Source organism: Aestuariibius violaceus (assembly GCF_040779325.2).
GTDB classification, from domain to species: domain Bacteria; phylum Pseudomonadota; class Alphaproteobacteria; order Rhodobacterales; family Rhodobacteraceae; genus Aestuariibius; species Aestuariibius violaceus.
Genome location: NZ_JBFONT020000007.1, coordinates 25636 through 49110 on the forward strand (window position 1 = coordinate 25636; position 23475 = coordinate 49110).

The following is a 23475-nucleotide window of genomic DNA, read 5'->3' on the forward strand; positions in this document are numbered from 1 at the left end:
CGGCGCAGTCGGGCGCCCACGGTCGCGTATTTCGCTTGACCGGTTTTGAGCGGAAGGATACCGCTCTTGCAACCGGTTGCAACGGATTTTTGGGAGGAGCCGTGCCGGAGATCGGAATTGGTCTGGTGGGTGGCGGATACATGGGCAAAGCCCACGCGGTGGCCTATGCCGCCGTAGGTGCTGTGTTTCAGACCCGCCTGCGCCCTCGGCTGGAGATGATTGCAGCCTCGAGCCCGGCCTCATCAGAACGCTATCGAGCGGCCTATGGATTCGCGCGAGCAGCCGCAAATTGGCAAGATCTCGTCGCGGATCCAGGCGTCGAGGCCGTGGTGATCGCCTCACCGCAAAAGACACACAGAGCGATCGCTGAAGCGGCGTTCGCCTTGGGCAAACCCGTTTTCTGTGAAAAGCCATTGGGGGCTTCGATTGCGGATGCAGAGGCGATGGTGACCGCCGCAGAGACCGGTGGCGCAGTCCATATGATCGGCTTCAATTACGTCCGCACTCCGGCCACTCAGTTTGCACGGCAGCTGATCTCGGAAGGTGCGATCGGCAAGGTGACGTGGTTCCGCGGGGAGCACACGGAGGATTTCTATGCTGACCCACAGCTGCCTGCGAGTTGGCGTACCGATGGGGAGGCGAACGGCACGATGGGCGATCTCGCGCCCCACCTGATCAACGCAGCCCTCGCGTTGATGGGACCGATCGAGAGCGTAATGGCCGAGATCGAAACGGTTCACGAGAGTCGCGGTGGTGTGCCCGTGACCAACGATGACCAGGCCCAGATGCTTTGCCGTTTCACAGATGGCACCCGGGGCCATCTCTATTTCAGCCGCATCGCGACTGGCCGGAAGATGGGTTACATCTATGAGATCACTGGAACCAGGGGCGCGATCCGGTTCAACCAGGAAGATCAGAACGCGCTTTGGCTCTACAAGGCGGAAGGCCCGGAGGCCGAGCGCGGGTTTCGCCAAATCCTCACCGGGCCCGCACATCCGGACTATCTCGCGTTTTGTCAGGGGCCGGGCCACGGCACCGGCTATCAGGACCAGATCATTATCGAAGCGCGCGATTTCCTTGAGGCCATCGCCGACGGGACGCCGCATTGGCCCACATTCCGGGATGGGCTGGCCGTCGCCCGCGTCGTGGACGCCGCCCGTCGATCCCATGATCAAGGGCGCTGGACGCCCGTTGCCGCTAGCTAGGGGAGCCTTAAGATGGCAATTCAGATCGGCAATGCCCCTTGTTCCTGGGGCGTCGAATTTGCAGGCGATCCGCGCAATCCGGATTGGCGGGATGTGCTGCGGGAAAACGCAGAAGCCGGATACAAGGGGATCGAATTGGGGCCAGTGGGCTTTATGCCCGAGGACCCGCCGCAGGTCGCTGAGGCACTGGCAGAACATGATCTGACGCTTATCGGCGGCGTGGTTTTCCGCCCCTTCCATGACCCGGCAGCCTGGGACGATGTGCTTGACGGTGCTGTGCGCACTTGCCAGGCGCTCGTCGCCCACAGCGCGCAGCATCTCGTGCTGATCGACTCGATCTCCGAACGACGGGCACCGACAGCCGGGCGCTGGGACGCGGCGGAAAAGATGGATCAGGCGGAGTGGGAGGCCTATCGCGACCGGATTGCCGAGGTGGCGAAGATGGGGACTGAGGAATACGGATTAACGGTCGGCATTCATGCCCATGCCGCAGGCTTCATGGACTTTGAACCGGAACTGGAGCGTCTCTTGGACGAGATTGATGAAAGCATCCTGAAGATCTGCTTTGATACCGGCCACCACTCCTATGCGGGCTATGATCCGGTAGCCTTCATGAAGCGCCACCTGCCGCGCATCAGCTATATGCACTTCAAAGACATCGATCCGGCGGTAAAGGCAGATGTGATCGCCCGGGGAACCGGGTTTTACGACGCTTGCGGTCAGGGGATCTTCTGCAATTTGGGCAATGGCGATGTGGATTTTCCGCGGGTGAGGGACCTGCTGATGGAGGGTCGCTTCGAAGGCTGGTGTACAGTGGAGCAGGACTGCGATCCCACGTTGCCGGACACCGACCCTATGGGCGATGCGAAAGCCAACCGGGCCTATCTGCGGTCAATCGGGTTTGAGTGAGGGCCGCATCATGAAGCGACTGAATTGGGGCATGATCGGCGGCGGTGAGGGAAGCCAGATCGGGCCTGCCCACCGCTTGGGGGCCCAAGCAGACGGAAACTTCCGCCTTGCAGCCGGAGCATTGGATGCCGATGCAGCGAAGGGCAAGGCCTATGCCGAAAGACTGGGTATAGCTGGCGATCGGGCCTATGGCGACTGGCGGGGAATGCTGGCGGCAGAGGCGGCGCGCGGCGAAGACAGCCTGGATCTGGTAACGGTCGCCACGCCCAACAGCACCCATTTCGAAATCACGAAGGCCTTTCTGGAGGCGGGCTTCAACGTGCTCTGCGAGAAGCCGATGACCATGTCCGTCGAAGAAGGTGAGGAGATCGTGCAGGTGGCGAAAGCTTCCGGTAAAATCTGTGCGGTCAATTACTGCTATTCGGCCTACCCGATGGTGCGCGAGATGCGCGCGCGCGTTGCGGCGGGCGAGATCGGCAAGGTGCGTCTGATCGTCACGAACTTCAGCCACGGGCATCACGGCGACGCGGCGGATGCAGACAACCCCCGCGTCCGCTGGCGCTACGATCCCGCCATGGCCGGCGTCTCGGGGCAGTTCGCCGATTGCGGCATCCACGCGCTGCACATGGCGAGTTTCATCGCGGGCGATGAGGTAGAGAAGCTCTCGGCCGATTTCGCTTCAACCATCTCAAGTCGGGAGCTTGAGGATGACGCCATGGTCAATTTCCGCATGTCCGGCGGTGCTATAGGGCGGCTGTGGACCTCGTCGGTGGCGATCGGCCGACAGCACGGATTCGACATCCAGGTCTTCGGTGAGACGGGCGGCTTCCGCTGGGCGTCGGAGCAGCCGAACCAAGTGCTCTATACGCCGGTGGGCAAACGTACCCAGATCATGGAAAAGGGCGAGGCGGGCCTCTCTGACGATGCGCAACGGCTCAGCCGCGTGGCGATCGCGCATCCCGAAGGGTTTCCTCTGGCTGTGGCCAACATCTATGTGGACCTCGCGGCAAGCATCCGCGGTGACGCCGCAGGCGCCCTGCCCTCAGCCGAGGACGGACTGCGCTCCATGGCGGCGGTCTACGCAGCCGTCAGATCCGCGGGCGCAAATGGCGCGTGGGTCGACGCCCGCCCACCGATGTTCCGCTAAAGCGGCCGAAGCGTCCCCCGCTCAATGACCTCGCAGGCAAAAAGCCGGGCTTCCGGATAACGGTCCGGCTCATCCAGCATCGCAACCACAAGTTCGATGGAACTGTCGATGATCTGCCGGACGGGTTGCCGGATCGTGGTGAGGTTTATGTTAGCCCACCCGGCCATCTCCATATCGTTCAGTCCGATGATCCCGACATCCTCGGGAATACGCAGCCCTTTCGTCTCGACGGCGCTCAACGCCCCGACGGAGAGGACGTCGTCACCGCAGAAGTAAGCCTCGGCAGGAGGGCCCTCGAGAAGCCGGAGCATCTCATGGCGACCGGCGTCAAACGAATAAGCCGTGGCATAGGATTCGCTGACCTCAATCTCGGACTCGCCCTTCAGCACCTCGAAAAATCCCGCGCGACGATCCACTGTAGAGGTGGCCTCTCGGGGGCCCCCGAGAAATGCCAGCTTTTTGTAGCCCCTTTTGAGAAGGGTCCGGGCGGCCATGCGCCCACATTCAACGTTGTCGATACCAACGACATGGACACTGGGCGCGCTGGCAAAGCGGCCAAAGGAATGGACCACCGGCATACGCGCGTCGCGAAACGCCTTGGCGAACTCCGGGGAAAGGGTGGAAGAGGCGACAATCACCCCGTCGACGGAATACTGGCGTAAAAGTCGGACCGAACTTGCCGGGTCAGTTTCCTCCGTAAGGTTGACCAGAAGTGGCCGCAGGCCGCGATCCTGAAGAGAGCGGGTAAAAAGGTCAAAGACCTCCAAGAACAGGGGGTTGTGGAAGTTGTTGGAAATCAGCCCGATCAACTTGGTGCGCCCTGTCGTCAATGACGAGGCGAGCGCGTTTGGGTGGTACCCGAGTTCTTCCGCGGCCTTCTCTACCTTTCGGCGGGTCTTGTGAGAGACCGAGGCACCCTCCGTGAAGGTCCGAGAGACTGCGGACCGGGAAACACCGGCGCGCTCTGCAACCTCTTTCAACGTGACTGACATGCATAACCCTTGTGCTTGGGCAAAACGCTAAGCGGAGCGCCTTGAAAAGGGAACTCAGTTTTTGCAACCGGTTGCATTATGACCATCCTTATGCTTTGCTGATCAGACGAGGCGGGCCTACCGCCCGACCGGCGATCGAAAATGAGTAACTGGGAGGAGCTCATGAGAACCATTTTTAAGGCGGCGGCCCTTGGCACTACGCTTGTGGCCGCGCCATTGTCTGCGCTTGCGGAGGGCCATGGAGACCTCAGCTACGTACTGGTCAGCCACGCACCCGACAGCGATACATGGTGGAACACCATCAAAAACGGCATCGCACTTGCGGGGGAGCAGGTCGGCGTCGAGGTGGAGTATCGGAACCCGCCGACCGGCGATATCGCCGACATGGCGCGCATTATCGAGCAAGCGGTGGCGTCTGGGCCCGATGGCATCATCACCACGTTGGCGGATTTTGACGTGCTGAAAGGCCCCATCACGAATGCCGTCGATCAGGGCATTGACGTCATCATCATGAACACGGGGACGCCAGAACAGGCCCGCGAAGTAGGCGCGCTGATGTATGTGGGCCAGCCGGAATATGATGCGGGCTTCGCCGCGGGCCTTCGCGCTAAGGAGGAAGGCGTCACCAACTTTCTTTGTGTCAACCACGCCATCCAGCAGCCCACCGTCGGGGAACGTTGCCGCGGCTATGCGGACGGCCTGGGCGTCGAGCTTGGCGATGCGATGATGGATAGCGGCACCGATCCGGCGGAAATCAAGAACAAGGTCCTGGCCTATCTCTCCGCGAACCCGGACGTTGACGGTATCCTCACGTTGGGCCCTGTGTCGGCAGACCCGACCATCGCCGCCCTGCAGGAAAACGGCATGGCGGGCGACATCCATTTCGGTACGTTCGATCTGGGCGAAGAGATCGTCAAGGCCATCAAGGACGATGTCATCAACTGGGGCATCGATCAGCAGCCGTTCCTGCAGGCCTATATGCCGGTTGTCATTCTGGCCAACTGGGACCGTTACGGTGTCTTGCCGGGCAACAACATCAACTCCGGCCCTGGCTTCGTGACCAAGGAAGGTCTGGCCAAAGTCGAGGAGTTCGCAGGCGAATTCCGCTAAGGGGGATCTTCGGCTCAGGAAAGGGCCGGACCTTCATTCGGGGCGCGCCGCGAAAATTCGCGCGCGCCCATTTTCGCACTCGATAATACCGGAGATCTGTGATGACGGATGCCGCGACATCGACTGACGAGCGTATCAAGGCGATACCGGCCTGGCGACGCTCTTTGATACGGCCAGAGCTAGGCGGCATCTGCGGTACTGCCCTTGTCTTCACCTTCTTTTTGTTGACCGCCTTTGACAGCGGCATGTTCGCGCCCCAAGGGATCATGAACTGGACGGTCGTATCGGCCCAATTCATGATTATCGCCGTCGGCGCATGCCTGCTGATGATCGCGGGCGAATTTGATCTCTCGGTCGGGTCAATGATCGGTTTTGCCGGCATGATGATTGCGGTCTTCGGGGTGGTTCTCGAATGGCCGATGTGGCTTGCCATCCTCACGACCTTCGCCCTCTGTATCTGCATCGGGGCCGTCAACGGCATCATCGTGATCAAGACCGGCCTGCCCTCCTTCATCGTGACGCTTGCTTCGCTGTTCATCCTGCGAGGATTCACCATCTACATCCCGCAAACGCTCGAAAGCAAAACCATCATCGGCGGCATCCGCGACGCCGCCGAGGGGGATTGGCTTGGTGCGATCTTTGGGGCCAAGATTGGCAAGCCATTCTTCCAATGGCTTGGCGAGATCGGCGTGATTGATACCTTCCAACGGGGCACCCGCATGGGGGAACCTGTGATTGATGGCCTTCCGATGCTCGTTGTCTGGGCGATTGTCCTGATCATTCTAGGCCATGTGCTGCTAACGCGAACCCGCTTTGGCAACTGGATCTATGCGTCGGGCGGTGACGCGGAGGCAGCGCGGAACTCCGGTGTGCCGGTGAACCGCGTGAAGATCCTGATGTTTATGTTCACCGCGTTCTGCGCCACCGTTTTTGCCACCTGTCAGGTGATGGAGTTCGGTTCCGCCGGGGCGGACCGGGGCCTCTTGAAGGAATTCGAGGCCATCATCGCGGTGGTCATCGGCGGCGCACTTCTAACAGGCGGCTACGGTTCGGTAATCGGCGCAGCGCTCGGCGCGCTGATCTTCGGCGTTGTCCAGCAGGGCCTTTTCTTTGCCGGCGTCGAAAGTTCGCTCTTCCGGGTCTTCCTCGGGGTGATCTTGCTCTTCGCGGTGGTCCTGAACACCTACATTCGGCGCATGATTACGGGGGAACGGTAAGATGAACTCTCGAACCGAACACGCCCCGATCATCGAGATGAAGAACATTGAGAAGCACTTCGGCAGTGTCATCGCACTGGCTGGCGTCTCGGTCGATATTTTCCCGGGCGAGTGTCACTGCCTTCTGGGCGACAACGGCGCCGGGAAGTCGACCTTTATCAAAACAATGTCCGGGGTCCACCAGCCGACGAAGGGCGATATCTACTTCGAAGGCAAGCCGATGCACTTCGACGACCCGCGCGATGCGATCGCGGCCGGGATAGCAACCGTGCATCAGCACCTGGCGATGATCCCGCTCATGAGCGTAAGCCGAAACTTCTTCATGGGAAACGAGCCCCAAAAGAGCTGGTTGGGCCTTAAGTTCTTCGATCATGACTACGCCAATCGTGTGACTATGGAGGAGATGCGCAAGATGGGTATCAACCTGCGCGGCCCCGATCAGGCGGTAGGTACTCTGTCTGGAGGAGAGCGGCAGACAGTCGCGATCTCCCGTGCCGTTCATTTCGGGGCGAAAGTGCTGATCCTCGACGAACCGACCTCTGCCCTTGGCGTGCGCCAGACCTCCAACGTGCTCGCGACGATCGACAAGGTGCGCAAGCAGGGCATCGCGGTGGTCTTCATTACACATAACGTACGCCACGCACTCGCTGTTGGAGACCGGTTCACAGTGCTCAACCGCGGCAAGACGCTGGGAACCGCGCAACGCGGTCAGATCACGCCGGAAGAGCTGCAGGACATGATGGCCGGTGGTCAGGAACTCGCCCAGCTCGACGATGCGCTCGGTGGAACCGTCTGAAGAAAAACCCTCGGGAAGATCTTGGGGGGCCTCTGAAACACTATGCCTGTGACTACCCCTACACTCAAAAAACCATTCCGCCGGTGCGTACCGGACAGTCCGAGGAGGCAAACATGGCCGATCTCAAGCGCTCGCCGCGCGGCTCAACGGGACATGTGCACCACATCACACCTGAAAGCGCCGGATGGTCCTACGTCGGCTTCGACCTTCATCGGATGCGACCTGCTGACCGCGCCGTTGCTAAGACGGGGGATCGGGAAGCGATCCTCGTTCTGGTCGAAGGGAAGGCGCGGGTATCTGCGTCCGGGAAGGATTATGGCGAGATGGGGGATCGAATATCGGTCTTTGAGAAGACGCCGCCCTACTGCCTTTACGTACCGAGCGACACGTCCTGGTCCGTCGAAGCCATGACCGACTGCACGCTCGCAGTCTGCTCTGCCCCCGCTCAAGGGAGTTATCCGGCGCGCCGTCTTGGACCGGACGGGATCACCCTGACCCCCCGGGGCACCGGCACGAATACGCGCTATATCAACAACATCGCGATGGAAGACAGGGACGTTGCCGGCAGTTTGCTGGTGACAGAGGTCTTCACACCCGCCGGGCATTGGTCGAGCTACCCGAGCCACCGGCACGATGAAGACGATTTTCCGAACATGACCTACCTCGAAGAGACCTACTATCACCGCCTAAATCCAGCACAGGGCTTCGGGATCCAACGGGTTTATACCGAAGACCGGACTCTGGACGAAACGATGACTGTCGAAGACGGTGACGTTGTCCTGGTGCCCCGTGGCCACCATCCCTGCGGCGCACCCTACGGCTATGAAATGTACTATCTAAACGTCATGGCCGGCCCGCTGCGCAAATGGCGTTTCCAGAATGACCCAGCTCACGACTGGATCGCGCGGTCCGATCAGTGACTTGGATAGAGACTAGGCGCAGGACGTGCTGCCCGCGTTTTCACCACTGCTAGAGCAACGCAGCTTCCCGACGAGCGGGGCACCCTTTGCGGGGGCAAACGCGGCAGCTGGATCCGACCTCAAGGGCATCCGGACGCTCGGGCGCATCGCCTAACAACAGCATCGTTGCCTCGATCACGGGCGGGTCGTCGAAGCTGGGTGTGCCGCGGATCTCGGCAATCGCGTAGGCGCTGAAGCGTGAGGGCGGAACATCCGGCATCGCCAGCTCTCCCCGTACCGGCTGACCCACCCGGCCAAGAGCGGTGAAGACCGGCCAAAGCGGACAGGCCGCGCCCAGCCGGGGCACCGAGAACCCAGCGATCGGCTTTCGAAAAAGGATCGCGCCCGCCGGATCGCACAGGATCAGCCCGGCGGGCCGCCCCTTGAGCCCTGTTGTTCCAACAGCAAGGCGGCGGAGTACGCAGCCGATCGGGGCGCCCGTGCAGGCGGCGATCGCGCCGGGATCGGGGCCACAGACAGACACGGCGTCGGCCAGTCGGTCGAGGCTCAGCGCCTCAGCATCCACGGCGTATCGCATGAGGATGGGCCGGGCCGACTTGCGGATGGCAACCGGAAAATGACGTGCACAAAGATCGTCCACGGCGCCGGTGCCGCCTGTCTCCAGCGTGTCGATGAACCATCCTTGTGCATCGAAGAAGGCCAGAACCTCGTCCGTCGGAAGGCGCCCAGCGGCCTCCCCCGCCGAGGTGTCAAGGTAATCGACAAGCGACTGGCTGCTCTCCGCCAGACGGACACTGTCGTTATAGAGATTGGCGTGGAATCGCTGCCGCCAGTCGGCGTCGAGATCACCGCCATTGACCAGGATGGATGAGGTCGACCGGATTGCTGTCACCGCCGAGATCACGTCGTGTAGCGCGGCGGCCAGGTCGGGGTCATGGGCCATTCGGTCACCCAGCGCCTCTACCTGGTCGGTCAGGGTATCGATCTCGCGGGCCTGCCGGGCCAAAAGTGTAGCCCAGCCGGGAAAGCGCGCCGTCATCTCTGCTGCACGGTCGAACTCAGGCGCGGCGCCACCGCCGTCGGCCAGACCGGCAGCGGCCGCGCGCACCTCCTCGATCAAAGCCACATCGGCTGCCGCAGAGAGCGTACGCGGATCAACGTCCAGATTACGGGCAATGCGGGCCAGCAGCTTGCCGCCGATTCTGCGGCGGTTGTGTTCGATGAGGTTGAGGTACGAGGGCGAGATCTCAACCTGGCGTGCAAGCTCCGCCTGCTGCACGCCAAGGGCGATCCGCCGTTCACGGATGCGGGAGCCTACATGGACCGCTGTCTGCACCATCCGATTTCCCCTGAGATTTCAACGCGTCTCTGCGCTGCATCGAAAAGAACTTTACAGAACCGGCGCTGCCGTATGTCGATAAGTTTACAGAAAAATCCAGTATTTAAAAGGTGTTGTTGATAGGTTTTCCGATGCAGGTCATGGTTCGGCAGCGCTGTAAAGCGCCGGCGGCGGGCAGGAGGAGCCCTTTAGCCGCCAGTTTTATTCGGGAGGATAACATGTCGAAATCGACCTTCACGCGCCGTCGGGTGCTCAAAACGGGGGCCGTGTCGGGTGCCGCGCTGGCGACCCCGACGATCTTTACCAGCAAGGTTTGGGCGGACGCCCATACCGGCTTCACCAACGCCCCCACCGGCGACACCGTGACGCTCGGCTTCAACGTGCCGCAGACCGGCCCCTATGCCGACGAAGGCGCGGACGAATTGCGGGCCTTCGAACTGGCGGTCGAGCATCTGAACGGCGAAGGCGACGGCGGGATGCTGCAGACCTTCTCATCCAAGACGCTGGACGGGACCGGCATCATGGGCAAGCGGGTCGAATACGTGACCGGCGACACCCAGACCAAATCGGACGCCGCCCGTGCCTCTGCCCGGTCGATGATCGAAAAGGACGGCGCGGTGATGATCTCCGGCGGCTCGTCCTCGGGCGTGGCCGTGGCCGTGCAGGCGCTCTGCCAGGAGGCGGGCATCATCTTCATGGCCGGTCTGACCCACTCGAACGACACGACCGGCAAGGACCGGAAGGCCAACGGCTTCCGCCACTTCTTCAATTCCTACATGTCCGGTGCGGCGCTCGCCCCGATCCTTGCCGATCAGTACGGCAGCGACCGGAAGGCCTATCACCTGACGGCCGACTACAACTGGGGCTACACGACTGAGGAAGCCATCCGCGCCTCGACCGAGGCGATGGGCTGGGAAACCGTGAACTCCGTCAAGACGCCGCTCACCCAGACCGACTTCTCGTCCTACATCGCGCCGGTCCTGAATTCGGGCGCGGACGTGCTGGTGCTGAACCACTACGGCGGCAACATGGTCAACTCGCTGACCAACGCCGTTCAGTTCGGCCTGCGCGAGGCCCAGGCCAACGGCAAGGACTTCCAGATCGTCGTGCCGCTCTATTCCGAGCTGATGGCCCGCGGCGCGGGTCAGAACATCGCCGGGATCCTCGGCTCGCAGAACTGGGACTGGAAGCTGGAAAACCAGCTGGGCGAAAAGTACACCGGCACCAATGCCTTCGTGCAGAGCTTCGGCCAGAAATACGGCTTCCCGCCGTCCCAGGCCGCCCATACCTGCTATGTGCAGACGCTGCTCTATGCGGATGCGGTCCAACGGGCGGGCAGCTTCCAGCCCTGCGCCGTGGTCGAGGCCCTGGAAGGGTTCGAGTTCGACGGGCTCGGCAACGGCCCGACGCTCTACCGGGCCGATGATCACCAGTGCTTCAAGGACGTCGTCGTCGTGCGGGGCAAGGAGAACCCCGAGAACGAGTTCGACCTTGTGGAAATCGTCGAGGTCACGCCGGTCGATCAGGTCACCTATGCCCCCGACCACCCGCAATTCGCGGGCGGCTCGCTGGGATCGTGCAACAACGGCGCCTGATCGCCTGACCGTTCGCAAATCGCTGCCGGCCCTTGACGGGCCGGCGGTCCCCTCCCTTGCGGCTGACGCCATCGAAAGGGCTCCGCCATGGATCAGATCATCGTCCAAATCCTCAACGGCCTCGACAAGGGGTCGGCCTATGCGCTGATCGCGCTGGGGCTGACGCTTATTTTCGGCACGCTCGGCGTGGTGAACTTCGCACACGGCGCGCTTTTCATGCTCGGCGCGTTCTGCTCGGTCATCATGTCGCGCCTGCTGACGCTCAGCCACGAGGTGGTCGACGAGACGCGCACCGATTTCCTGGGCAACCCCCTGAAAGTCGACGTGCCCTACGTCTACGACTGGTTCGGAGAGCCCGCGGGCAACGCCATCATCGACTGGGCGGTGCCGCTGGCCATCCTCTTTTCGATCCCCGTCATGATCCTGGTCGGCTTCGCGATGGAGCGGGGACTGATCAAGCACTTCTACAAGCGCCCGCATGCCGACCAGATCCTGGTGACCTTCGGCCTGGCCATCGTGCTGCAGGAGATCATCAAGTATTTCTTCGGCGCCAACCCGATCCAGACCCCCGCGCCGGATGCGTTCCGCGGTTCGCTCGATTTCGGGGCTTTCCTGGGCTTCGATCCGCTGACGATCATGTATCCCTACTGGCGACTGGTTTACTTCTTCTTCGCGGCCGTCGTCATCGCCGGTGTCTTCGCCTTCCTGCAATTCACCACCTTCGGGATGGTCGTCCGCGCCGGGATGGCCGATCGGGAAACCGTCGGCATGCTGGGCATCGATATCGACAAGCGCTTCACCATGATGTTCGGCCTCGCCGCCGCGGTCGCAGGGGTCGCGGGGGTGATGTACGCGCCGATCGTCGCGCCGAACTACCATATGGGAATGGACTTCCTCGTCCTGTCCTTCGTCGTGGTGGTCGTGGGCGGCATGGGATCGCTGCCGGGCGCCGTCTTCGCGGGCTTCCTTCTGGGCATCCTCGAAAGCTTCGCCTCGATGCCCGCGGTGGTCGATCTGCTGCCCGGCATCAACCAGATCATCATCTACCTCGTAGCCATCATCATTCTGCTGACCCGTCCGCGGGGCCTTATGGGCCGCAAGGGCGTGATGGAGGAGTAATCCCATGACCGACCAGACCACCGACACGCCCCCCCTCGCCGGCGGCGCCAAGGGTCGCAGGGCCGGCACGTCCGGCCGCACCCTGGGGCTGGGGCGAAAGGATTTCGGGCTCCTCACGATCGTGGCGATCCTGGCGCTGCTGGCACCGTTTCTCCTGAACCCGTTCCCGGAAAGCACGGCGCTAGCGCAGTTCAACGCGGGCTATCCGGACCTGATGCAGCGCTTCGTGATCTTCGGGATCTTCGCGATCGGCTTCAACATCCTGTTCGGACTGACCGGATACCTCTCCTTCGGACACGCGGCCTTCCTCGGCGTCGGCTCCTATGCGGCGATCTGGATGATGAAGCTTGTGACCACCAACGTCATTCCGGCGATCATCATGGGGATCCTTCTCGCCGGCGTCTTCGCGCTGGTGGTGGGCTTCGTATCGCTGCGCCGGTCAGGCATCTACTTCTCGATCCTCACGCTCGCCTTCGCACAGATGTCCTATGCGCTGGCCTATTCCGTCCTGACCCCGATCACCGGCGGCGAGACGGGCCTCCAGCTCAAGGTCACGGACAACCCGATCCTCGATGGCGACACCGCCGGGATCGGACGCGCGAACCTCTTCGGGCTCGACATGAAATCGTCTTACATCCTCGAATTCGGGGATTGGCAGTTCACCTTCAATACCGGCTACTACATCTGCGCGGTGGTGCTGATCCTGGCCTTCTATCTCTCGATCCGCATCTTCCGCTCGCCCTTCGGGATGATGCTGCGGGCGGTGAAGTCGAACCAGAACCGGATGAACTATACCGGGCTCAGCCCCAAGCCGTACACGCTGGCCGCCTTCGTCATCTCCGGCATGTATGCGGGCCTTGCTGGTGGCCTGATGGTCGCGATGGACACCCAGGTGGGGCCCGAACGGATGTTCTGGACGGCGTCTGGCGAGGTCGTCCTGATGACGATCCTCGGGGGGGCCGGATCCCTGATCGGGCCGGTGCTGGGCGCTGGGTTCATCAAGTATATGGAGAATATCCTCTCGAAGATTAACAAGGGCATCCTCGAGCAGTGGTACAGCTTCATGCCCGACGGGATGAGCGACATGTTCGTCGTCGTCACCGACCTTTTCGTCGGCAAGCAATGGCACCTGACGCTCGGCATCCTCTTCATGCTCGTCGTCATCTTCCTGCCCGGCGGTCTTGTTCAGGGTGGCCAGAAGATCGCCACGGTCTTCCGCCGGGGCCGCAAGGCCGGATCGGTCGAAAAGGATGCGGCCGAACAACAACCGCCGCATTCCGCCGAATAAGGAGACGGACAGATGGGCATTCTCGAAGTCAAAGGTGTCGGCAAGCGCTTCGGCGGGCTGCAGGCGCTGTCGGACGTGAACCTCTCGGTCGCCGAGAACAGCGTGCATGCGATCATCGGGCCGAACGGGGCAGGCAAGTCGACGCTCCTGAACTGCCTCGTCGGCAAGCTGATGCCCGATACCGGGTCGGTGATGTTCGACGGGCAGTCGGTGCTGGGGCGCAAGCCGCATGAGATCAACCAGATGGGGATCTCCCGGGTTTTCCAGACGCCTGAGATCTTCGCCGATCTCTCGGTGATCGAGAATGTCGTCATCCCCTGCTTCGCCAAACGCGACGGCGCCTTCCGGATGCACGCGATCGAAAGCTTTGCCAACGAAAGGGCGATCATTGAAGAGGGCGAGCGGATGCTCGACGACCTGGGCATGCTGGACAAGCGCGATATCCATGCGGGTTCTCTCTCCCGCGGGGACAAGCGGCGGCTCGAGATGGCGATGTGCCTCGTGCAGGAACCGAAGCTGCTGCTGCTCGACGAACCGACGGCCGGCATGGCGCGGGCGGATACGAACAACACGATCGATCTGCTCAAACAGATCCGCGACCGGCGCAACATCACGATGTGCATCATCGAGCATGACATGCACGTCGTCTTCTCGCTCGCCGAACGGATCACCGTGCTCGCCCAGGGCACCCCGCTGGTCGAGGAGACGCCCGAGAACATCAAGGGCCACCCGAAGGTCCGAGAAGCCTATCTCGGCGAGGCCCAAGTCTGATGCAACGCCGCCATTTTCTTCTAGAAGAAAATGCACGGGAAAATTCTTCTAGAAGAATTTTCCACCGCCCGGAGGAACGCCCATGAACGCCCCCTTCAACAAGCACGCCAACAACGCGGCCACTCATCCCGCCTTTCTCTCGGTCTGGGAGATCGAGGCCTATTACGGCGAAAGCTACATCGTCCAGAACATCTCGTTCAATATCCACGAGGGCGAGATCCTGGCCCTGCTCGGCCGCAACGGCGCGGGCAAGACCTCGACTCTGCGCACCATTGCACGTCTCGACAATCCCGAACTGCGCCACGGCGAGATCTGGCTGGATCACCAGCCACTCCATGAAATGAAGAGCCATCAGGCCGCCTCTGCCGGGATCTCGCTCGTTCCCGAGGACCGGCGCATCATCGCCGGGCTGACAGTAGAGGAGAACCTGCAGCTCGCCCAAATCGCCCCGCCCAAGGGCTGGTCGCTGGAGCGGGTCTACAATCTCTTCCCCCGCCTCGGCGAACGCCGCAAGCAGGAAGGTGTGACGCTCTCGGGCGGCGAGCAGCAGATGCTGGCCATCGCCCGCGCGCTTTGCCGGGACATCAAGGTCCTGCTCCTCGACGAACCCTACGAAGGTCTGGCTCCCGTTATCGTGCAGGAGATTGCTAAGACGCTGGGGGTCATCCGCGATCAGGGAATCACGACCGTCATCGTCGAACAGAACGCCGTCGCCGCGCTCAAACTCGCCGACCGGGCGGTGATCCTCGATACCGGATCGGTCGTCTATGACGGCTCGGCCCAGGAAGTGCTTGATGACGAGAAACTGCGTGCCGAATACCTTGCGATTTGATTAACTGAGGGGGCGGTCCCCTCCGACGTTATGCCGACCAGATACCGACCGGATGCCGCAGGAGGTTTTCGGCCGCGGAAAGCTTCAGGGAGAGAGCCATGCTTGACGAAAACACCCCCATCTATCCCCCCTCTGACGACGCCGCCTCCCACGCCCACGTGGACGCCGCGAAGTACGAGCAGATGTACCGGGAGAGCGTCCAAGACCCGGACAAATTCTGGGGCGAACATGGCAAGCGGATCGACTGGATCAAGCCCTACAGCACTGTAAAGAATACGAATTTCAACTTCGGCTCGGTCTCGATCAAATGGTACGAGGACGGCACGCTGAACGTTGCCGCCAACTGCATCGACCGCCATCTGACAACCCGCGGCGACCAGACCGCGATCATCTGGGAGCCCGACGATCCGGCGGACGAGGCGCTGCACATCACCTACAGGCAGTTGCACGCCGAGACCTGCAAAATGGCCAACGTCCTCAAAGCATTGGGCGTCGGCAAAGGCGACCGCGTCGTCCTCTATTTGCCGATGATCCCCGAGGCCGCCTATGCGATGCTCGCCTGTGCCCGCATCGGCGCCATCCACTCAATCGTCTTCGCCGGCTTCTCGCCCGACGCGCTTGCCAACCGGATCGACGACAGCGAGGCGAAGGTCGTCGTCACCGCCGACTGGGCGCCGCGCGGGGGACGCAAGACGGGCCTGAAAGACAATGTAAACAAGGCCTTGGTTAACTCGAACGAGGATCCGAAGGTGCTGGTCGTCAAACGCACCGGCGATCAGGTTGCCTGGGTGGCCGACCGCGACCACTGGCTGCATGAGATGGCCGCTGACGTCTCGGACGATTGCCCGCCTGAAGAGATGAACGCGGAAGATCCGCTCTTCATCCTCTACACCTCCGGCTCCACCGGCAAACCCAAGGGCGTCGTCCATTCAAGCGGCGGCTATCTCGTCTACGCTGCCATGACGCACGAGATCACATTCGATTACCATGATGGTGACGTCTACTGGTGTACCGCCGATGTCGGCTGGGTCACGGGCCACAGCTACATCGTTTACGGCCCGCTGGCCAACGGCGCGACGACGGTGATGTTCGAGGGGGTCCCGACCTATCCCGACGCCTCCCGCTTCTGGCAGGTCTGCGAAAAACACAAGGTGAATCAGTTCTATACGGCGCCGACCGCAATCCGCGCGCTGATGGGAAAGGGCAAGGAGTTCGTCGAGAAATGCGACCTCTCCGACCTCCGCATCCTCGGCACGGTGGGTGAGCCGATCAATCCGGAGGCCTGGAACTGGTACAACGACGTCGTCGGGAAGGGGAAGTGCCCCATCGTTGATACGTGGTGGCAGACCGAGACGGGCGGCCACCTGCTGACACCGCTTCCCGGCGCGACCCCCTTGAAACCTGGCAGCGCAACGAAGCCGTTCTTCGGGATCAAGCCCCTCGTCCTCGACGCCGAAAGCGGCAAGATCCAGGAGGGCAACCCCGCCGAAGGCGTGCTTTGCATCGCCGATAGCTGGCCGTCGCAGATGCGCACGGTGTGGGGCGATCACGAACGCTTCGAGGCTACGTATTTCCAGCAATACAAGGGCTATTACTTCACCGGCGATGGCTGCCGCCGCGACGAGGATGGTGACTACTGGATCACCGGCCGGGTCGACGACGTCATCAACGTCTCCGGCCACCGGATGGGCACGGCCGAAGTCGAAAGTGCGCTCGTCGCGCATGAGGCGGTCTCGGAAGCGGCCGTGGTCGGCTACCCGCACCCGGTCAAAGGACAGGGCATTTACGCTTATGTAACGCTCATGAGCGATAGAGAGCCATCTGACGAGTTGCGGAAGGAGCTTGAGACCTGGGTGCGCACTGAAATTGGCCCGATCGCCAAGCCGGACCTGATCCAGTGGGCCCCGGGCCTGCCGAAGACGCGGTCCGGCAAGATCATGCGCCGCATCCTGCGCAAGATCGCCGAGAACGAGCATGACGCCCTTGGTGACACGTCCACGCTGGCAGAACCCGAAGTTGTGGATGATCTGATCGAGAACCGGATGAACCGCGATTGATCGTTCGGGCCGTTAGTCTTTCGGTAACCATTTGTTCAGTTGCCGTTCGCGATTCTGGATCCGATCCGCTTTGATGGGCGTTGCTTCAGCATGCTGGGTGGCGGCGACAGCGATGGAGCCACTATGCCTGTCAATCCGCCTGGAGGGATAACCTTTCTGCAATCACCGGCCAAGATAGCGGCCAGGGACGGGGCAACGACAACACACTCGATCCGGGGGCGACCGGGCAAACCGGCGGTTCCGGCGAAACAGGCGGGACCGGGCAAACCAAGACGGACAATGATAATAGCGGCGGCGCAAACAATCCGAATTCCGGCAACACTGGAGGGAACGGCAGCGTGACGCGACCGGTGTCAGTCGTACTACCTCCTGCGCCGCCGAAACCAGGGCTGATAGACGCCCTGACCGTCAACGCAACCACGGATATCCCGGCGCAGGATCTGACAATCGAGGAGGCACGAGCCTTGGCCGAGGCCGTTCAGAAGGAGCTAAGGCAGACCTCCCTTATCGAGCAGATGACACAGGTCAAGCAGGCAACCGAGACCACCGCGACAGAAGATCGGCGCTTTGCAGAAAGCGCAGAAACCGTTCGAGATATCGAACGGCCTAGAGGCGAAAGAACGGTCGACTTCGTAAACTAGGAGGCAAACAAGGCTCCGTTTACCTGTCGTTAACGCGTTTTGTGCTAAGCTATCAACGGGGCGCGCAGAATCGGAAACACGATGATGGACGTCACCCTTCCTAAGGCGGTGCCCGTATCCAATCTCACGGGACGACCTGCCAACCCGAGCGTAAAACAGCCGGTCGAGGCGGTATCGCGTGCTGCAACCGGCGCCATTGATAAGCAATCCGTCGCGCCGCCAAAACCGGGACAACCGGTTACCATTACCCAACACAGCATTGCGGAAGCGGACAAGATCAACGATCTGCCGGACTACCTTAAAGCGGTGGAGAAGACGCTAAAACCCTATGACATGCCTATGCTTCCAGCTGATCCGAACGCGAAACCGTCCTAAGGGTCCCCAAGGCACATCCGTGATCACCACCCGATTTTCGCAACCCTGCCCCTTGAAAGCGCCCCGCTTTTAAGCGACGCACAGTTTCGGAAGATGCAAGGGTCGAGGTCGGCATGGCGAAGAACTCCCAACACGACAGCGATGTCAGTTTCATTCAGGCTCTGGCAGAACTGCTGCGAGAGAACGATCTGACCGAGCTGCGAGTCAAACGGGACTACGCGGAAAATGACGCCCTGGATGTCCGGGTCAGTCGGGCCGCGCCGCCCGCCGCAGTGCCCGCCCCAATTGTTCATGCCGCTCCGCAGCCCTCCGCACCTGCGGCAGAACCCCGCCAACCGGACGCATCACAGGACACAGCTAGTGCCCCTGAAGATCCTGCCTCCCACCCCGGTGCCATCACCTCCCCCATGGTCGGTACTGCCTATCTGCAGCCGGAACCCGGCGCCCCGGCATTTGTCTCGATTGGTCAGCAGGTCAAGGAAGGCGACACCCTTCTTATCGTCGAGGCGATGAAGACGATGAACCAGATCCCGGCCCCCCGAGCGGGAACCGTGAAGCGGATTCTGATCGAAGATGGCGCCCCGGTGGAGTATGGCGCGCCGCTCATGATCCTCGAATGATGTTCGAGAAAATCTTGATCGCAAACCGGGGCGAGATCGCCCTCCGCGTCGTCCGTGCGGCCCGCGAGATGGGGATCCACACCGTTGCGGTTCATTCCACCGCCGATGCGGATGCGATGCATGTGAGGATGGCCGACGAGTCAGTCTGTATCGGCCCGCCACCTTCGCCACAGAGCTATCTGTCGATCCCCGCCATCATCTCGGCCTGCGAAATCACCGGCGCCCAGGCGATCCACCCGGGCTATGGCTTCTTGTCGGAGAATGCGAATTTCGTACAGATCGTTGAGGATCACGGGCTGACCTTCATCGGTCCGACGGCCGAGCATATCCGCATCATGGGCGACAAGATCACCGCTAAGGATACGATGAAGGCCCTTGGCGTCCCATGCGTGCCTGGCTCCGACGGCGGCGTCCCGACGCTGGAGGATGCGCGCCGGATCGCGGGCGAAATTGGCTATCCGGTCATCATCAAGGCCACCGCGGGCGGCGGCGGGCGCGGCATGAAGGTGGCCCAGGATGCCGATGCGCTTGATGTGGCCTTTGGCGCGGCCCGGTCGGAGGCCAAGGCCGCGTTCGGCAACGACGAGGTCTATATCGAAAAGTACCTCACCACCCCGCGCCATATCGAGATTCAGGTCTTCGGCGACGGAAAGGGCAACGCCGTGCATCTGGGCGAGCGGGATTGCTCGCTGCAGCGCCGCCATCAGAAGGTCTTCGAAGAAGCGCCCGGCCCTGCCATCGACGCCGACACGCGTGCCGAGATCGGCCGGGTTTGCGCAGATGCAGTCGCCCGGATCAACTATATTGGCGCCGGCACGATCGAGTTTCTTTACGAGAACGGCGAATTCTACTTTATCGAAATGAACACCCGCCTGCAGGTCGAACACCCGGTGACCGAGGCGATCTTCCGTCAGGACCTGGTACGCGAGCAGATCCGCGTGGCAGCCGGGCTACCGATGTCCTTCACCCAGGACGACCTGGAGATCGACGGCCACGCGATCGAGGTGCGGATCAACGCCGAGAAGCTCCCGAATTTCTCCCCCTCGCCAGGCCGCATCTCGCAATACCACGCACCCGGCGGCCTTGGCGTGCGGATCGACAGTGCGCTCTACGATGGCTATTCGATCCCGCCTTACTACGACAGTCTGATCGGCAAGTTGATCGTCCATGGACGCGACCGGCCCGAGGCGCTGGCGCGTCTGCAGCGGGCGCTCAACGAGCTGATCGTCGACGGGGTCGAAACGACAGTGCCTCTCTTCCACGCGCTTCTAGCCGAGCCGGACATCCAGAAGGGCGATTACAACATTCATTGGCTCGAAGAGTGGTTGCGCGCCAATATAGGCTAGCCCTGTGATTGGTCGGCAGCACCTTACCGTTGAGCTTCTGCTTCATGCCTACTCTTCCGGCGTCTTTCCGATGTCGGAGAGCCGGGAAAATCAGGATGTCTTCTGGGTGGATCCACGTCGGCGGGGCATCTTCCCTCTGGACGGGTTCCGGATCTCACGCTCCCTCCGCCGACGGATCCTACAGAACCGCTACACGATGAGTGCGGACCAGGCGTTCAACGATGTGGTGGCAGGCTGCGCAGATCGGGACGAGACCTGGATCAACGCGACGATTGCAGACCTCTACGCGCAGCTCCACGACGGTGGTTTTGCCCATTCGGTGGAGGTTTGGGAAGACGGAGAGCTTGTGGGCGGTGTCTATGGCGTTGTCATCGGCGCGGCGTTTTTTGGGGAAAGCATGTTCTCCCGGCGGACTGATGCATCGAAAATCGCGCTGGCCTATCTGATCGATCGATTACGGACGGGCGGCTTTCGGCTGTTCGATACACAGTTCCTGACAGATCACCTCGCCAGTCTCGGCGCTGTCGAAATCACACGCGCCATCTATAAGCGTATGCTTTCGGATGCAGTCGGGAAGGAGGCCGATTTCGATTGTTACGAAACAGAGCCGACGCCTCAGGAGATCATACAGCGCAACACCCAAACATCGTAGCGCGGGTGATCAAGCGGATTGAGCGCTGGCGCCGAAGCGATCATCCATCCCTGATAGGCCGCTTTCGTCGCCCCGCGAACCGAAATCGTGAGGAATGCATAAGCATCGCCCGATGGATTCTCCGCCGGATAGCGGCATTCCTGAAGTGTGACTTGGATACGGCCAGCGGCCTGCGCCTCGCCCGAGAAGATCTCAAGGTCGGTCAGTTCGCCACTAACCTTGTCTAGCACGCGAACCACGCCGCCGGGGGCCTGAGACGTCTCTTCAGGGGTCTGGGCGGAAACACTTCCAACCGCGAAGAGAGCAACAAGTGCGGCAACCCACCTCATTCCGGTGACCACGCCTCGTAGTCGGTCTGCGGCTTCGGGTCTGACCGACGGATCGATCCGGGCGGAGCGTAAGCGGCAGGTGTTCCGGTCATATTCGGGATATGCGGCTTCTCCCAAGCTTTCTTGGGCAGCGGGCTTTCCGTTGGCGGCTCGTCCCAGGTGTGGTGCAGCCAACCATGCCAGTCGGGGCTGACCTTGCTCGCCTCGGCCTCGCCGTTGAAGATCACCCAGCGGCGCTTTCCGCCATCGGTCTGATAATAGACGTTGCCGTCGGTATCCTCGCCAACCTTCTCTCCCCGCCGCCAGGTGAAAATCTGAGTGCCGATCGTCTGGCCGTTCCACCACGTCAGGATACGTCCCAGGAAGGTCTTAAGGCCCATATCGCGTCGCTCCTTCTCTCAGGGCGTTCTATGCCGCAACGCCGGCATCGGGTCCAGTCCGAGGACGCAGAGTGATTGCCTTCGTCACGACGACGCAGCATCTTTCCCCGATCCGGATGGCGAAATGAATCACCGGTCGTTCGCTTCAATCAGGCAAAACCGCCGTCACTTCGATCTCTATCCGGTCTTTGGGATCGAGCAGGTTCGCCTCGATAACGGTCGCCGCGGGTGGATGAGCGCCAAACGCTTCGCGCAAAAGCGGCCAGCACGGCTCGAAATCGGCTATGTCCGGAAGGTAGTAGGTCACACGCACTACATGCGCCATATCGGTGCCGGCTTCTTCCAGCGCAGATCGAATGACCGTGAGCGCCGATTGGCATTGTCCGACGACATCCTCGGGAATGTCGTCTCCTTGTGCGCAGGTTCCGGCAACATAGACAGTTCCGCCAGCCACGACGGCACGGCAATAGCCGACCTTCGGCTCAAACGGGCCGCCGCTGCGGATACGCCGGATCATCCCGCTGAGGCCGATTCCTTCTTGCCCTCAGCATAGATCATCAGCGGCGCAGCATCTGACATGACCGCCTCGTCATTGACGACCACCTCGTTGACGGCATCCATACCGGGAAGGTCGAACATGGTGTCGAGGAGGATATCCTCGAGGATCGACCGCAGACCTCGCGCACCGGTCTTGCGCTCGATCGCCCGCTTTGAGATCGCCTTGAGGGCTTCTTCCGTGAAGGTCAGTTTGGTATCCTCAAGCTCGAACAGACGCTGGTACTGCTTGACCAAGGCGTTCTTCGGCTGCGTCAGGATCGTGACGAGCGCATCCTCGTCCAGATCCTCCAGCGTCGCAATCACCGGAAGGCGGCCGACAAATTCCGGGATCAGACCGAATTTCAGCAGGTCCTCTGGTTCCAGATCCCCAAAGATCTCCCCCACACCGCGGCTATCATTGTCGCGCACATCCGCCCCGAAGCCCATTGCGCTGCCCTTACCGCGCTGCGCGATGATCTTGTCGAGGCCCGCGAAGGCGCCGCCGCAGATGAAAAGAATGTTCGTCGTGTCGACCTGCAGGAATTCCTGCTGCGGATGCTTGCGCCCACCCTGCGGCGGCACAGAGGCGACGGTGCCCTCCATGATCTTCAGAAGCGCTTGCTGAACCCCTTCACCCGAAACGTCGCGGGTGATCGAGGGGTTGTCCGACTTGCGGGTGATCTTGTCGACCTCGTCGATATAGACGATGCCGCGCTGCGCGCGTTCGACATTGTATTCACTGGCTTGCAGAAGCTTGAGGATGATGTTCTCGACATCCTCGCCGACATAGCCCGCTTCGGTCAGTGTTGTCGCGTCAGCCATCGTGAACGGAACATCGAGAATACGCGCGAGTGTCTGGGCGAGCAGAGTTTTGCCGCAGCCCGTCGGCCCGATCAGCAGGATGTTCGACTTGGCCAGCTCGATATCGGACGACTTCGAGGAGTGATTCAACCTCTTGTAGTGGTTGTGAACCGCTACGGAGAGGACGCGTTTCGCGTGCCCCTGGCCGATCACATAATCGTCCAAGACCTCGCAGATCTCCTTCGGGGTCGGCACTCCGTCCGAGGCTTTAAGCCCGGCACTCTTCGTCTCTTCACGGATGATATCCATGCAGAGTTCAACGCACTCGTCGCAAATGAACACGGTCGGGCCGGCAATAAGCTTGCGAACTTCGTGCTGACTCTTCCCGCAGAAGCTGCAGTAGAGCGTGTTCTTGCTGTCGCCACTTGAGTTGGACATGGGCAATCCTCGGTGACATTCCCACCTGGCGCCGGACACCCGGCGCCTTGTCGTTTCCG

24 protein-coding genes are annotated in these 23475 nt (G+C 61.6%); 18 read left to right on the forward strand and 6 right to left on the reverse strand.

What is annotated here, in order from left to right; translation table 11 throughout:
• The first annotated feature begins 101 nt into the window (after positions 1 to 101).
• From AADZ90_RS17685 to AADZ90_RS17695, 3 genes are read left to right on the forward strand one after another with little or no spacing between them, the layout of a single operon-like run.
• The gene (locus tag AADZ90_RS17685) at positions 102 to 1205 is read left to right on the forward strand and encodes a Gfo/Idh/MocA family protein (RefSeq protein ID WP_367312043.1); all 1104 of its coding nucleotides are present in this window, start codon (positions 102 to 104) and stop codon (positions 1203 to 1205) included.
• A 12-nt stretch (positions 1206 to 1217) separates the two neighbouring features.
• Entirely contained in the window at positions 1218 to 2114 is an 897-nt protein-coding gene (locus AADZ90_RS17690; protein ID WP_367311943.1) for a sugar phosphate isomerase/epimerase family protein, read from the forward strand.
• Between the two features lie 10 nt (positions 2115 to 2124).
• The gene (locus tag AADZ90_RS17695) at positions 2125 to 3261 is read left to right on the forward strand and encodes a Gfo/Idh/MocA family protein (protein ID WP_367311944.1); all 1137 of its coding nucleotides are present in this window, start codon (positions 2125 to 2127) and stop codon (positions 3259 to 3261) included.
• On the opposite strand, the gene AADZ90_RS17700 is transcribed toward AADZ90_RS17695, so the two are convergent.
• Positions 3258 to 4253: a LacI family DNA-binding transcriptional regulator gene (locus AADZ90_RS17700; protein ID WP_367311945.1), complete on the reverse strand. Its 996-nt coding sequence runs from the start codon at positions 4251 to 4253 to the stop codon at positions 3258 to 3260. The two genes, AADZ90_RS17695 and AADZ90_RS17700, sit on opposite strands and share 4 nt — an antisense overlap.
• A gap of 162 nt (positions 4254 to 4415) precedes the next feature.
• On the opposite strand from AADZ90_RS17700, the gene AADZ90_RS17705 reads away from it, so the two are divergent.
• The 4 genes from AADZ90_RS17705 to iolB all read left to right on the forward strand — a co-directional run bounded on the left by AADZ90_RS17705 (position 4416) and on the right by iolB (position 8296).
• Positions 4416 to 5363 (forward strand): sugar ABC transporter substrate-binding protein, encoded by a 948-nt coding sequence (locus AADZ90_RS17705; RefSeq protein ID WP_367311946.1) that lies wholly within the window; start codon positions 4416 to 4418, stop codon positions 5361 to 5363.
• Between the two features lie 101 nt (positions 5364 to 5464).
• Entirely contained in the window at positions 5465 to 6580 is a 1116-nt protein-coding gene (locus AADZ90_RS17710; protein ID WP_367311947.1) for an ABC transporter permease, read from the forward strand.
• A 1-nt stretch (position 6581) separates the two neighbouring features.
• Positions 6582 to 7376, forward strand: a complete 795-nt coding sequence (locus AADZ90_RS17715) for an ATP-binding cassette domain-containing protein (RefSeq protein ID WP_367311948.1) — start codon at positions 6582 to 6584, stop codon at positions 7374 to 7376.
• Positions 7377 to 7489: 113 nt separating this feature from the next.
• Positions 7490 to 8296, forward strand: a complete 807-nt coding sequence (iolB, locus tag AADZ90_RS17720; protein WP_367311949.1) for a 5-deoxy-glucuronate isomerase — start codon at positions 7490 to 7492, stop codon at positions 8294 to 8296.
• A 49-nt stretch (positions 8297 to 8345) separates the two neighbouring features.
• Here iolB and AADZ90_RS17725 read toward each other — a convergent pair whose 3' ends face one another.
• The gene (locus AADZ90_RS17725) at positions 8346 to 9635 is read right to left on the reverse strand and encodes a short-chain fatty acyl-CoA regulator family protein (RefSeq protein ID WP_367311950.1); all 1290 of its coding nucleotides are present in this window, start codon (positions 9633 to 9635) and stop codon (positions 8346 to 8348) included.
• A gap of 218 nt (positions 9636 to 9853) precedes the next feature.
• On the opposite strand from AADZ90_RS17725, the gene AADZ90_RS17730 reads away from it, so the two are divergent.
• From AADZ90_RS17730 to aat, 11 genes are all read left to right on the forward strand, one after another.
• Positions 9854 to 11230, forward strand: a complete 1377-nt coding sequence (locus AADZ90_RS17730; protein WP_367311951.1) for a substrate-binding protein — start codon at positions 9854 to 9856, stop codon at positions 11228 to 11230.
• An 87-nt stretch (positions 11231 to 11317) separates the two neighbouring features.
• Complete coding sequence (locus AADZ90_RS17735) at positions 11318 to 12349, forward strand: branched-chain amino acid ABC transporter permease (RefSeq protein WP_367311952.1); 1032 nt, start codon at positions 11318 to 11320, stop codon at positions 12347 to 12349.
• Between the two features lie 4 nt (positions 12350 to 12353).
• Positions 12354 to 13637, forward strand: a complete 1284-nt coding sequence (locus AADZ90_RS17740; protein WP_367311953.1) for a branched-chain amino acid ABC transporter permease — start codon at positions 12354 to 12356, stop codon at positions 13635 to 13637.
• 12 nt (positions 13638 to 13649) lie between these two features.
• Positions 13650 to 14408, forward strand: a complete 759-nt coding sequence (locus AADZ90_RS17745) for an ABC transporter ATP-binding protein (protein ID WP_367311954.1) — start codon at positions 13650 to 13652, stop codon at positions 14406 to 14408.
• An 82-nt stretch (positions 14409 to 14490) separates the two neighbouring features.
• Entirely contained in the window at positions 14491 to 15240 is a 750-nt protein-coding gene (locus AADZ90_RS17750) for an ABC transporter ATP-binding protein (protein WP_367311955.1), read from the forward strand.
• Between the two features lie 98 nt (positions 15241 to 15338).
• On the forward strand, positions 15339 to 17297 hold the full coding sequence (gene acs / locus AADZ90_RS17755) for an acetate--CoA ligase (RefSeq protein ID WP_367311956.1): 1959 nt from the start codon (positions 15339 to 15341) through the stop codon (positions 17295 to 17297).
• A gap of 338 nt (positions 17298 to 17635) precedes the next feature.
• Positions 17636 to 17938, forward strand: coding sequence for a hypothetical protein (locus AADZ90_RS17760; protein ID WP_367311957.1), 303 nt, complete (start codon positions 17636 to 17638; stop codon positions 17936 to 17938).
• 81 nt (positions 17939 to 18019) lie between these two features.
• The gene (locus tag AADZ90_RS17765) at positions 18020 to 18313 is read left to right on the forward strand and encodes a hypothetical protein (protein WP_367311958.1); all 294 of its coding nucleotides are present in this window, start codon (positions 18020 to 18022) and stop codon (positions 18311 to 18313) included.
• 113 nt (positions 18314 to 18426) lie between these two features.
• Entirely contained in the window at positions 18427 to 18933 is a 507-nt protein-coding gene (gene accB, locus AADZ90_RS17770) for an acetyl-CoA carboxylase biotin carboxyl carrier protein (protein ID WP_367311959.1), read from the forward strand.
• Positions 18933 to 20279, forward strand: coding sequence for an acetyl-CoA carboxylase biotin carboxylase subunit (accC, locus tag AADZ90_RS17775; RefSeq protein WP_367312044.1), 1347 nt, complete (start codon positions 18933 to 18935; stop codon positions 20277 to 20279). The genes accB and accC overlap by 1 nt, the downstream gene beginning before the upstream one ends.
• A gap of 4 nt (positions 20280 to 20283) precedes the next feature.
• A complete protein-coding gene (gene aat / locus AADZ90_RS17780; protein ID WP_490372067.1) occupies positions 20284 to 20931 on the forward strand; it encodes a leucyl/phenylalanyl-tRNA--protein transferase in 648 nt (215 codons plus the stop codon).
• On the opposite strand, the gene AADZ90_RS17785 is transcribed toward aat, so the two are convergent.
• The 4 genes from AADZ90_RS17785 to clpX form a co-directional block, all read right to left on the reverse strand.
• On the reverse strand, positions 20895 to 21272 hold the full coding sequence (locus tag AADZ90_RS17785; protein WP_411997083.1) for a DUF2155 domain-containing protein: 378 nt from the start codon (positions 21270 to 21272) through the stop codon (positions 20895 to 20897). The two genes, aat and AADZ90_RS17785, sit on opposite strands and share 37 nt — an antisense overlap.
• Positions 21257 to 21640 (reverse strand): NADH:ubiquinone oxidoreductase subunit NDUFA12, encoded by a 384-nt coding sequence (locus AADZ90_RS17790; protein ID WP_367311961.1) that lies wholly within the window; start codon positions 21638 to 21640, stop codon positions 21257 to 21259. The genes AADZ90_RS17785 and AADZ90_RS17790 overlap by 16 nt, the downstream gene beginning before the upstream one ends.
• Before the next feature lie 145 nt (positions 21641 to 21785).
• Complete coding sequence (locus tag AADZ90_RS17795; protein ID WP_367311962.1) at positions 21786 to 22157, reverse strand: RidA family protein; 372 nt, start codon at positions 22155 to 22157, stop codon at positions 21786 to 21788.
• On the reverse strand, positions 22154 to 23416 hold the full coding sequence (gene clpX / locus AADZ90_RS17800; protein ID WP_367311963.1) for an ATP-dependent Clp protease ATP-binding subunit ClpX: 1263 nt from the start codon (positions 23414 to 23416) through the stop codon (positions 22154 to 22156). Before clpX ends, AADZ90_RS17795 begins: the two co-directional genes overlap by 4 nt.
• Positions 23417 to 23475: the final 59 nt, after the last annotated feature.

What these genes read in the sequence shown, in the direction of transcription:
- AADZ90_RS17715 (WP_367311948.1), top strand. Translation starts at nt 6,582, where the DNA reads ATGAACTCTCGAACCGAACACGCCCCGATCATCGAGATGAAGAACATT.
- AADZ90_RS17705 (WP_367311946.1), top strand. Translation starts at nt 4,416, where the DNA reads ATGAGAACCATTTTTAAGGCGGCGGCCCTTGGCACTACGCTTGTGGCC.
- AADZ90_RS17710 (WP_367311947.1), top strand. Translation starts at nt 5,465, where the DNA reads ATGACGGATGCCGCGACATCGACTGACGAGCGTATCAAGGCGATACCG.
- AADZ90_RS17725 (WP_367311950.1), bottom strand. Translation starts at nt 9,635, where the DNA reads ATGGTGCAGACAGCGGTCCATGTAGGCTCCCGCATCCGTGAACGGCGG.
- AADZ90_RS17690 (WP_367311943.1), top strand. Translation starts at nt 1,218, where the DNA reads ATGGCAATTCAGATCGGCAATGCCCCTTGTTCCTGGGGCGTCGAATTT.
- acs (WP_367311956.1), top strand. Translation starts at nt 15,339, where the DNA reads ATGCTTGACGAAAACACCCCCATCTATCCCCCCTCTGACGACGCCGCC.
- accC (WP_367312044.1), top strand. Translation starts at nt 18,933, where the DNA reads ATGTTCGAGAAAATCTTGATCGCAAACCGGGGCGAGATCGCCCTCCGC.
- AADZ90_RS17695 (WP_367311944.1), top strand. Translation starts at nt 2,125, where the DNA reads ATGAAGCGACTGAATTGGGGCATGATCGGCGGCGGTGAGGGAAGCCAG.
- AADZ90_RS17740 (WP_367311953.1), top strand. Translation starts at nt 12,354, where the DNA reads ATGACCGACCAGACCACCGACACGCCCCCCCTCGCCGGCGGCGCCAAG.
- AADZ90_RS17790 (WP_367311961.1), bottom strand. Translation starts at nt 21,640, where the DNA reads ATGGGCCTTAAGACCTTCCTGGGACGTATCCTGACGTGGTGGAACGGC.
- AADZ90_RS17735 (WP_367311952.1), top strand. Translation starts at nt 11,318, where the DNA reads ATGGATCAGATCATCGTCCAAATCCTCAACGGCCTCGACAAGGGGTCG.
- AADZ90_RS17745 (WP_367311954.1), top strand. Translation starts at nt 13,650, where the DNA reads ATGGGCATTCTCGAAGTCAAAGGTGTCGGCAAGCGCTTCGGCGGGCTG.
- AADZ90_RS17730 (WP_367311951.1), top strand. Translation starts at nt 9,854, where the DNA reads ATGTCGAAATCGACCTTCACGCGCCGTCGGGTGCTCAAAACGGGGGCC.
- iolB (WP_367311949.1), top strand. Translation starts at nt 7,490, where the DNA reads ATGGCCGATCTCAAGCGCTCGCCGCGCGGCTCAACGGGACATGTGCAC.
- clpX (WP_367311963.1), bottom strand. Translation starts at nt 23,416, where the DNA reads ATGTCCAACTCAAGTGGCGACAGCAAGAACACGCTCTACTGCAGCTTC.
- AADZ90_RS17765 (WP_367311958.1), top strand. Translation starts at nt 18,020, where the DNA reads ATGATGGACGTCACCCTTCCTAAGGCGGTGCCCGTATCCAATCTCACG.
- AADZ90_RS17700 (WP_367311945.1), bottom strand. Translation starts at nt 4,253, where the DNA reads ATGTCAGTCACGTTGAAAGAGGTTGCAGAGCGCGCCGGTGTTTCCCGG.
- AADZ90_RS17750 (WP_367311955.1), top strand. Translation starts at nt 14,491, where the DNA reads ATGAACGCCCCCTTCAACAAGCACGCCAACAACGCGGCCACTCATCCC.
- AADZ90_RS17795 (WP_367311962.1), bottom strand. Translation starts at nt 22,157, where the DNA reads ATGATCCGGCGTATCCGCAGCGGCGGCCCGTTTGAGCCGAAGGTCGGC.
- accB (WP_367311959.1), top strand. Translation starts at nt 18,427, where the DNA reads ATGGCGAAGAACTCCCAACACGACAGCGATGTCAGTTTCATTCAGGCT.